The 9617-nt window shown below is 64.5% G+C and carries 9 protein-coding genes; 8 read left to right on the top strand and 1 reads right to left on the bottom strand.

Features of this window, described 5'->3' with window-relative positions; all coding sequences use genetic code 11:
* The first annotated feature begins 85 nt into the window (after nt 1-85).
* The 6 genes from VGM71_RS01515 to VGM71_RS01490 all read left to right on the top strand — a co-directional run bounded on the left by VGM71_RS01515 (nt 86) and on the right by VGM71_RS01490 (nt 5321).
* A complete protein-coding gene (locus VGM71_RS01515; protein WP_331542001.1) occupies nt 86-1018 on the top strand; it encodes an ABC transporter ATP-binding protein in 933 nt (310 codons plus the stop codon).
* Complete coding sequence (locus VGM71_RS01510) at nt 1015-1788, top strand: ABC transporter permease (protein WP_331542000.1); 774 nt, start codon at nt 1015-1017, stop codon at nt 1786-1788. Before VGM71_RS01515 ends, VGM71_RS01510 begins: the two co-directional genes overlap by 4 nt.
* Nucleotides 1789-1800: 12 nt before the next feature.
* On the top strand, nt 1801-2520 hold the full coding sequence (locus tag VGM71_RS01505) for a pseudouridine synthase (protein ID WP_331541999.1): 720 nt from the start codon (nt 1801-1803) through the stop codon (nt 2518-2520).
* Nucleotides 2521-2626: 106 nt separating this feature from the next.
* The gene (locus VGM71_RS01500) at nt 2627-2959 is read left to right on the top strand and encodes a hypothetical protein (protein WP_331541998.1); all 333 of its coding nucleotides are present in this window, start codon (nt 2627-2629) and stop codon (nt 2957-2959) included.
* Between the two features lie 60 nt (nt 2960-3019).
* Nucleotides 3020-4372 (top strand): ATP-dependent RNA helicase DbpA, encoded by a 1353-nt coding sequence (gene dbpA, locus VGM71_RS01495; RefSeq protein WP_331541997.1) that lies wholly within the window; start codon nt 3020-3022, stop codon nt 4370-4372.
* Between the two features lie 55 nt (nt 4373-4427).
* Complete coding sequence (locus tag VGM71_RS01490) at nt 4428-5321, top strand: DUF2167 domain-containing protein (protein ID WP_331541996.1); 894 nt, start codon at nt 4428-4430, stop codon at nt 5319-5321.
* A 22-nt stretch (nt 5322-5343) separates the two neighbouring features.
* On the opposite strand, the gene hrpB is transcribed toward VGM71_RS01490, so the two are convergent.
* The gene (gene hrpB / locus VGM71_RS01485; RefSeq protein ID WP_331541995.1) at nt 5344-7848 is read right to left on the bottom strand and encodes an ATP-dependent helicase HrpB; all 2505 of its coding nucleotides are present in this window, start codon (nt 7846-7848) and stop codon (nt 5344-5346) included.
* Nucleotides 7849-7944: 96 nt separating this feature from the next.
* Between hrpB and VGM71_RS01480 the strand changes: the two genes are divergently transcribed.
* Both VGM71_RS01480 and VGM71_RS01475 read left to right on the top strand, forming a co-directional pair.
* Nucleotides 7945-8463 (top strand): sigma-70 family RNA polymerase sigma factor, encoded by a 519-nt coding sequence (locus VGM71_RS01480; protein WP_331541994.1) that lies wholly within the window; start codon nt 7945-7947, stop codon nt 8461-8463.
* On the top strand, nt 8456-9592 hold the full coding sequence (locus tag VGM71_RS01475) for a FecR family protein (RefSeq protein ID WP_331541993.1): 1137 nt from the start codon (nt 8456-8458) through the stop codon (nt 9590-9592). The genes VGM71_RS01480 and VGM71_RS01475 overlap by 8 nt, the downstream gene beginning before the upstream one ends.
* The last annotated feature ends 25 nt before the right edge of the window (nt 9593-9617 follow it).

Genomic DNA, 9617 nt, shown 5'->3' with positions numbered 1-9617 from the left:
CGCGATCGGACCCCCGGGAGGCCAGCAGCCCGGTCACAGCTGCTTTATAATGAAGGCCTTACGTCTTAAAAAGCTCCCTCCCCCCATGTCCGCACCCGCCTTGCAGGTCAACGACCTGCGCAAGACCTACGGCAATGGCGTTGAAGCCCTGAAGGGCATCTCGCTTACCGTGCAACCGGGCGACTTCTTCGCCCTGCTCGGCCCCAACGGCGCCGGCAAGTCCACCCTGATCGGCATCCTGTCCTCCCTGGTCAATGCCACCGGGGGAGAGGCTGAGATCTTCGGCGTTTCGGTTCACCGCAACCGCTCGGCTGCCATGCAGCTGATCGGCCTGGTTCCCCAGGAACTGAATTTCAACCAGTTCGAGAAGCCCTTCGACATCTGTGTGAACCAGGCTGGTTTCTACGGCATCGGGCGCAAGACCGCCGGCGAGCGCGCCGAAAAATACCTCAAGGAACTACGCCTGTGGGACAAGGCCCATATGCAGGCCCGTACCTTGTCCGGCGGCATGAAGCGTCGCCTGATGATCGCCCGCGCCATGATGAACGAACCGAGGCTGTTGATCCTGGATGAGCCCACCGCCGGCGTGGACATCGAAATCCGCCGCTCGATGTGGCAGTTCGTCAGCGCCATCAACGCCGCTGGCACCACGGTGATCCTGACCACGCACTACCTGGAGGAAGCCGAGCAGCTGTGCCGCAACATTGCCATCATCGACCATGGCAAGATCGTGGAGAACACCTCGATGAAGAACCTGCTGTCCAAGCTCGATGTGGAATCGTTCGTCCTTGACGTGGCCTCGGTCCCGGCCGAGCTGCCGACGATCGCAGGTGTCACCCTGCGCCGCGTCGACGACCACACCATCGAGGCCGAGATGGCCCGTTCGCACGATCTCAATTCCCTGTTCGCCGCGCTGACCCAGCGCGGCGTGGTGGTCACATCCATGCGCAACAAAACGAACCGCCTCGAGGAACTCTTCGTCCGGCTGGTGGAACACGGCCGGGAGGTGGTGGCATGAGCGCCTCGATCAACATGGTGGCCCTGGGCACCATCGTGCGCAGGGAAGTGTCACGGATCACCCGCATCTGGACACAGACGCTGATTCCGCCCGCCATTACCATGACGCTGTACTTCGTCATCTTCGGCAAGCTCGTAGGTTCGCGCATCGGCACCATGCACGGCTTCACCTACATGCAGTACATCGTGCCGGGCCTTGTGATGATGAGCATCATCACCAACAGCTACGGCAATATCTCCAGCTCTTTCTTCGGCGCCAAGTTCCAGCGCTTCGTGGAGGAAATGCTGGTGTCGCCAATGCCCAACTGGGTGATGCTGTCCGGCTATGTGATCGGCGCCGTCACGCGCGGCGTGGTCGTGGGCGCACTGGTGCTTGTGATCGCGCTGTTCTTCACCGACCTGCACATCACGCACTGGGCGATCACTTTCTTCTCAGTGCTGCTGGGCGCCACGGTGTTCTCGCTGGCCGGTTTCGTCAACGCGATGTTCGCCAAGAAGTTCGACGACATCGCGCTGGTACCGACCTTCGTGCTCACGCCGCTCACCTACCTGGGCGGCGTGTTCTATTCCATCGACCTCCTGGGCGAGCCCTGGCACACCATGTCGCAGGTGAACCCGATCCTGTACATGGTCAATGCCTTCCGCTTCGGCGTGCTGGGCGTGTCCGATGTGGACGTCGTCACCGCCTTTGCGGTGATGCTGGCCTTCGTGGTGGGCCTCACCGTGGTTGCCCTGGTGCTGCTGCGCCGCGGCGCCGGCCTGCGCTCCTAAGAAGGCTTCGCCGTGCGCGTCAACAAATACATCAGCGAGGCGGGCCTGTGTTCGCGTCGCGAAGCCGACGAATGGCTGCAGGCCGGCCGCGTCACCATCAATGGTGAAACCGTCGGCATGGGCGCCAAGGCGCTCGACGGCGACGAAGTGCACGTGGATGGTGAAGTGGTGGTGGCGCGCACGCTGGCCACCACGCCGACGGCGCGCAAGGCGGTGTACATCGCGCTCAACAAGCCGGTGGGCGTCACCTGCACCACCGAGCACGGCGTGGACGGCAACATCGTCGACTTCGTCGATCACCCCCAGCGGATTTTCCCCATCGGTCGCCTGGACAAGGATTCCGAAGGCCTGATCCTGCTCACCAGCAACGGCGATATCGTCAACGAGATCCTCCGTTCGGAGAACAACCACGAGAAGGAGTACCTCGTGGCGGTGAACAAGCCGGTGACGGATGAATTCTTGAGCGCCATGGCGCGCGGCGTACGCATCCGTGGCCAGATGACCAAACCCTGCCGCACCCGGCGCATTGCAAAATTCGGCTTTTCAATCGTGCTTACGCAGGGCTTGAACCGGCAGATCCGCCTGATGGCGGCGGAGTTCGGTTACCGGGTGACGCAGTTAAGGCGGGTGCGTATCGTCAACGTCCGCTTAGGGAAGTTGAAGGTTGGGCAGTGGCGGAATTTGACAGAAGTGGAGCTGAAGGGGTTGTTGCCCGAGCGTAAGCAGTGGTGAACCCCGCATAGCCGGATGACAGATTAGAAGGTCAGTTCCTACATACGACGCCCGGTGAATTGAAGTAACGTCCAATCCGGCTATTGATCGTTGTGTAGAGGAACGCATGGAACAGCGGGTTGCAAAACTTGAGGTCGAGGTATTAGGCCTACGCAGCGACGTTGACGCTCATACCGTTGAGTTCCGATCCATTCGGGAGTCCCTGGCGGAACTGGTGAAGCAGGTTTCCGAACTTTCCGCCAAGGTCGACAGGCTCGACTGGCGGATCGAGGCGCTTGCTGCTCGATTTGACTCCGTCCCCACGAAACTGCAGATGGCGCTTTGGGGGCTTTCCGGTCTGGGAGTACTGCTCGGAGGCATGGTCACGCTGTTCATCGTGCTGTTGCGCGTGGCAGGCTACTCCGCGCTCGCGGATGCCTTTCATCCCGTAAAGCCTTAAACGTCGATTTACGAAGGTGTGGCCCGGGCGTCGAAGCCCCGGAGATGCGATCATGGCGTCATGACCACCTTCGACGCCCTTTCCCTCCGCCCCGAGCTCGCAGCCAGCGTCGCGGCGCTGGGTTATACCGCCATGACCCCGGTTCAGGAACATAGTGTTCCGCCGATCCTTCAAGGCCGCGATGTGATCGCCCAGGCCCGCACCGGCAGCGGCAAGACGGCCGCCTTCGGGTTGGGGCTGCTGCAGTCGCTGGACGAGTCCACCATCCGCCTGCAGGCGCTGGTGCTCTGCCCCACGCGCGAACTGGCCGACCAGGTCTCCAAATCCATCCGCAAGCTGGCCGCCAATATCCCCAATGTGAAACTGCTCACCCTGTGCGGTGGCATGCCGCTGGGTCCGCAGCTGGCCTCGCTCGAGCACGACCCGCATATCGTGGTGGGTACGCCTGGGCGCATCCAGGAACACCTGAAGAAAGAAAGCCTGCATGGCGGCGGCATCAAGGTACTGGTGCTGGACGAGGCCGACCGCATGCTGGACATGGGCTTTGGCGAAGCCATCGACGATATCGTCGGCCGTATCTCCAAGCACCATCAGACCTTGCTGTTTTCAGCCACCTATCCCGACGAGATCCGCCGGCAGAGCAAGCGCCTGCAGAAGAATCCTGTCGAGGTCACCATCGAATCGGCACCCGTGGAAACCACCATCAGCCAGCGTTTCGTGGCGGTGGACGGCGACAAGGTCGACGCTCTCGCCCGCGTGCTGGGCGTGGATTCGCAAAGCGCCCTGGTGTTCTGCAATATGCGCAAGGACACCGAGGTCGTCGCCGACGCGCTGGACAAGCTCGGTTTCTCCGCACTGGCCTTGCACGGCGACCTTGAACAACGCGATCGTGATGAGGTACTGGTCCGCTTCGCCAACCGAAGCTGTAACGTGCTGGTAGCAACCGATGTCGCCGCGCGCGGCCTGGATATCGCCGGCCTGCCGCTGGTGGTGAGCTATGACGTGGCGCACGACGCGGACACCCATACGCACCGCATCGGCCGCACGGGCCGCGCCGGTGAAGCAGGCCTTGCCATTACCCTGGTGACCTCGCGCGAGAACGCCAAGGTCAAGGCCATGGGCGATTTCGAAGTGGAACCACTGCGCGCTGCGCCAGCCAAGAAGCGCTTACAGTTGGCACCGATGAAAACGCTTGTGGTCGATAGCGGGCGGAAGGAAAAAGTGCGCCCGGGCGATATCCTGGGCGCCCTTACCGGCGACGCCGGCCTGCCTGGCACGGCCGTGGGCAAGATCGACGTCTTCGCCACGCGTTCCTATGTGGCCATCCAGCGCGACGTCGCCAACAAAGCCCTTGAACGCCTCCGCGCCGGCAAGATCAAGGGGCGGAATTTGCGCGTGCGCCCGCTGGGCTAGTTCTTTACACTGTCCGCCGGACACCGGGGGGTGTCCGCCAAACCAGGGGACTTCAATGACGATCATGTCCGGCATGGCCCGCATGGCCATGCTTGCGGCGCTCTTCGCCGCGCCCTTCCATGCCATTGCGGATGAAGGCGCCTCCGAACGGGCCTTGCTCAATTCACTCAAGCTGCAGACCGGCACCGTACCGGTACCCGCCGCGCACGCCACGCTGGCGTTGCAACCAGGCTATTCCTTCCTTTCGGCCAATGACGCACAAAAAGTGCTTACCGACCTTTGGGGCAATCCACCGGACAAGGACGTACTGGGCATGATCGTGCCGGGTGAAACACCCTCCGCGCTGGTCGATGAAAGTACCTGGGCGGTGGTGGTCACTTATTCCGACGATGGACACGTGAAGGACGACGACGCCAGCACCATCGACTACGACGATCTGCTCAAGGACATGAAGAAAGGCGTTGAGGAATCCAGTGCCGAGCGTGTCAAGCAGGGATACCCGGCGATCGAACTGGTGGGCTGGGCCACGCCGCCGCATTACGATGCCGCCGCGCACAAACTGTACTGGGCACGCGATCTGAAGTTCACCAAGGATGGCCATAGCGGTCGATCGCTCAACTACGACATTCGCGTGCTTGGCCGCCATGGTTACCTGCAGCTCTCTGCCGTGGCGCCGCTCACGCTGCTGCCGAAAGTGGAAGCGGACATGCCCAAGGTGCTGGCCATGACCGAGTTCGACCCAGGCGTGCGTTACACCGATTTCAGCCCCGGCACCGACAAGGTGGCAGCCTATGGCATCGCCGCACTGGTGGCCGGCGGCATCGCCGCCAAGGCGGGCCTGTTCGCCAAGCTCGGCTTGCTGCTGCTTGGCCTGAAGAAATTCCTGATCATCGGTATTGTCGCGATTGGGGCGGCGATCAAGAAACTCTTCAACCGAAAGCAGGCCTGACGCGCCCGAGGCCTCGCGGTATTCATGTACCGCGAGGTTTGGCCCGATGCGTGGGCGTGGCGGCCCAGGGGTCGTCGGGCCACGGGTGACGGGGGTAGCGACCTTTCATTTCCTTCTTCACCTCAGGGTAGGTGCGGTCCCAGAAGCCCTTGAGGTCCTGTGTCACTTGCACCGGCCGGCCGCCCGGTGACAGCAAATGCAGCATCACGGGTATGCGGCCATCGGCCACGCGGGGCGTATCCGCCATGCCGAACAGCTCCTGCAGCTTCACCGCCAGCACCGGCGCCGCGGCTGCGTCGTCTTCGTGCACGCCATAGGCAAGCGCCCTGGTCATGCCGCTGGGCACGCGCAGGCTCTCCGGGGCCTGGGCATCCAGGGCCATGCGCTGCTGGTAGTCGAGCATGCCGGCCATCGCCTGTGAAAGATCGGCGGCTGCGATGGCATCGAGGCGGCGCTTGCCTGCAAGGTGCGGCGCAAGCCATGCGTCGAGAGAGCCCAGCAGAGCCTCGTCGCCCACATCGGGAAGCTCCAGCTCAGGTCGCCATGCGCGCAACGCCTGGATGCGCGCACGCAGGTTGCGGGCATGATCGCTCCAGGGCAATGCGCCCAACCCACGTTGGCGCACCACGGCCATCAGCGCCGGCAGGGCGTCTTCCGCCGTCACCGGCACGCTGCGCCGCTCAAGCACGATGGCTTCGTAACGTCGCTCGAGGAATGCTTCCACCGCATCTCGCTCGTCGTTCCAGCGCAAGGTGCGCTCGTCGGTGAACAGCGATGAATATTCCCGCTCGAGTGAATCCGGGTCGAAGGGGGCACCGGCCACGATAAAGCTGTCCGGTGACTCGTGGCGCAGTTCAATCACGATAAGCCAGGGCTCGCCATAGAGCGCCGAAGCCTCGTGCAGGCGCGCGCCGCGACCATTGGCGAGGGTGTAGCGCAGAGGGTTGCCGTCATCGCGCCGCGCCACGCGATCGGGAAACGCATGCAGCATCAAGTCGCCCACGGTACGGCTGTCGGGCACGCCGGACGCCCCGTGGCGCACGCCCAGACGGCGGCGCCAACCCATGGAAGCCTTTTCGATGGCCGCCAGCGCACCGACATCGGCGTCACGCACGCGCCGTGCGCCACCGTCGCGCCAGAGGTGCAGCGCGGACAACCGGGCACGGAAGTCGTCGCTGCGCGACAGTTCGCCGCGCAGGGGCGAGCGTGCATCCATCAGGGCAAGCAGATCCGCCACCAGCGGACGCAAGGTGTCAGGCGCGCGCAGGGCGGCAGCCGCCAGTCGTGGCGTAGCGCCCAGCGTAGCCATGCCACGCCCCACTTGCGTAAGCCGGCCGCCAGCGTCGAGGGCGCCCAGCCGCAACAACAGGTCGCGTGCCTGGCCCATCGCCCCGGCTGGTGGCGGATCGAGCCAGGGCAAGTCATTGCTGCCCCAGGTCGCCAACTCCAGCGCCAGGCCCGACAACTCCGCCTGCGCGATCTCCGCCGTGCGCGACGGCTCCAGCCGCCGGCTCTGCGCCCAAAGGCGATACGCCCGCCCCGCAGCCACCCTTCCCGCACGGCCGGCACGCTGGTCGGCCGAGGCCTGGGAAATATTGACCGTCGCCAGCCGGGTGAAGCCCGAATTCGGATCGAATCGGGGCTCGCGGGCAAGCCCGGAATCCACCACGGCGCGAATTCCAGGCAGCGTGACGCTGGATTCGGCCACATTGGTTGCCAGTACCACGCGTCGGGCGCCGGGTTCAGACGGCGCAAGTGCCGCTTGCTGGTCGATCAGCGATAGTTCGCCATGCAAGGGAATCACTTCGACTTCATCGCCCGTCATCGCTTCGAGCATGCCGCGCGTGCGGTCGATCTCCCGCCGTCCCGGCAGGAAGGCCAGCACGTCACCCTCGTTGTCGCGCAGCGCCTGTACCACGGTGCGCGCCAGGTGCTGCTCGATGGTTTCCTGCGTGCGTGCCGGCGGATATTCCACTACCACGGGAAAACTGCGCCCCGGGCTGCTGATGCGTGGACAGTCGAACCACCTCGCCACGCGCTCGCCATCGAGCGTGGCGGACATCACCACCAGGCGAAGGTCCGGCCGCATCGCCGCCTGCACGTCCAGGGCCAGCGCAGCACCCAGATCGCCGGCCAGATGCCGCTCATGGAATTCGTCGAAGAGGATCGCGCCCACATGGGCGAGCTCGGGATCGTCCTGCAGCATCCGGGTAAGGATGCCCTCGGTCACCACCTCGATCCGCGTTGCCGCACTGATCCGCGATTCGAAGCGGATACGGTAACCCACCCGCACGCCCACCTCTTCGCCCAGCTGTCGCGCCATGAACGACGCCGCGGCACGCGCGGCGATGCGGCGCGGCTCCAGCACCACGATGTTGCGGCCTTCCAGCCACGGTGCATCCAACAGCGCCAGCGGCACCTGCGTGGTCTTGCCCGCGCCAGGTGGCGCTTCGAGCACCAGGCGCGGGTGTGCGACCAGGGAGGTGAGGATGTCGGGGAGTACCTCCCCGATGGGGAAATCGGTCATACGACCATGGTAATGGATGGCCGTCGCGCCCCTATCCAGCGCAACGTAACCGTCATGATCGCTCCCTAGGCTGATCGTTCCACCCGGGAGCTTCTCGTGTCCGCCGACAACCTGCAGGGCTGGGCCCGGCTGTTGTCCGACAAGGGTCCTGCGCTCGCCAACTATTTCCTGCGCCGCGTGGCGCACCGCTGGGATGCCCAGGACCTGGTCCAGGAGGTTTACCTGCGCCTGCTGGGTACCGGCGGCGGCGATGTTGCCGCGATCCGCAATCCCGAGGCCTACCTTTTCACCGTAGCGGGAAATCTGGTGAAGGAGCATGCGCAGATGCGCCGGCGCGCGCCGGTGAGTAGCGAGGGGCTTCCCGAAGTGCTCGAGCGGCTGGCCACGCCTTGCCAGGCCGGCAACGATCTGGATCGTGAACTGCGGCGCCAGCGCCTGGCCGACATCATGGGACGGCTTTCGCCCAAATGCCGTGCAGTGATGGTGATGCACTACCGCGACGAGATGCCCTATAAGGACATCGGCGAAGCGCTTTCCATTTCGCCGAACATGGTGAAGAAGTACATCGTCAAGGGATTGGCCCTGTGCCGGCAAGGGATGGCTCGTTATGACTGATGCCAACAGCCGGGCCTCGCGGCGCCTGACCGAGGAAGCGGCCACCTGGTACCTGGAATTGCGCGGCGGCGGTGACCACCGGACCAACGCGCGCTTCCTGGCGTGGCTGCAACGCTCTCCACAGCACGTGGCCGAATACCTTGCTATCGCAGGGCTGCACAATGATCTTCCAGCCGCCGCTGCCGCAGAAAAGGCAGCGCACGCGCAACTGAAGGCGCTGGCCGCCAGCGAGCCGTCGGTGGTGCCCTTCCGTATCACTCCGACGCAGGCTCACCCGGTTCCCGCCATGCTGCGGGAGCGCACAAGCGGTGCCCCGCGTCCGCGGACCCTTCGCCGGCTGGCAGTCGCGGCAGGCGTGATCCTAGTGCTTGGCGTGGGTATTCGTGTGGCCATGCAGCCAGTGCCGACCGCACCGGGCCAGCAGTATGCCGCGGACGCGTCGACGCCCCGTACAGTGCCGCTCGAGGATGGCAGCGTGGTGGAACTGGACCGCGACAGTGCCATGGTGGTGCGCTTCGACACCGGGACACGCTCGATCGAACTGCTCCGCGGCGCGGCCTTGTTCAACCTGGGCAAGGATCCGGGTCGCCCGATGACCATCCACGTGGGCACCCAGGTGCTTACCGATATCGGCACCGTATTCACCGTACGCACGGATGGCGATGCCACGGACGTTGCCGTGATCAGCGGCCGCGTCGCCGTGGCGGAGCGCACGCTGCGCTGGATCGATCGCTTGGCACCACGTCTGGCCGGTAGCGAGCCACCGGCGTTACCGGTGGTTGAACTGGGCGGTGGCGAATCAGCGCGCGTGGCGCGCGACGGCCGGTTGCTTGACCATGGCAGCACGGACATCGCCCGCGCCACGGATTGGCTTCCCACGGAGATCCGCTTCCACGACATGCCGGTAGCGGAGGTAGCGCAGCGCTTCAATGCATACGTCGCCCGACCACTGGTGGTGGACGACAAGACGCTGGCGGCCAAGCGCATCAGCGGTGTATTCAAGGCGCACGATGCGGACGCCTTCCTCGCTTACCTGGCCACGCTTCCCGGCGTGCGCGTAGAGCGCACGGCAACGGACGTACGCGTAACGGTGGCCAGCGACAAGCGCAAAACAGCAACGAAGCTGTAAGAAAAAATTCATCGAATCGGCGGTA

This window comes from Luteibacter sp., from assembly GCF_036499525.1.
Classification (GTDB): domain Bacteria; phylum Pseudomonadota; class Gammaproteobacteria; order Xanthomonadales; family Rhodanobacteraceae; genus Luteibacter.
The sequence above is the reverse complement of the archived record's forward strand: the minus strand, read 5'-3'. Positions and strand labels throughout refer to the sequence as shown.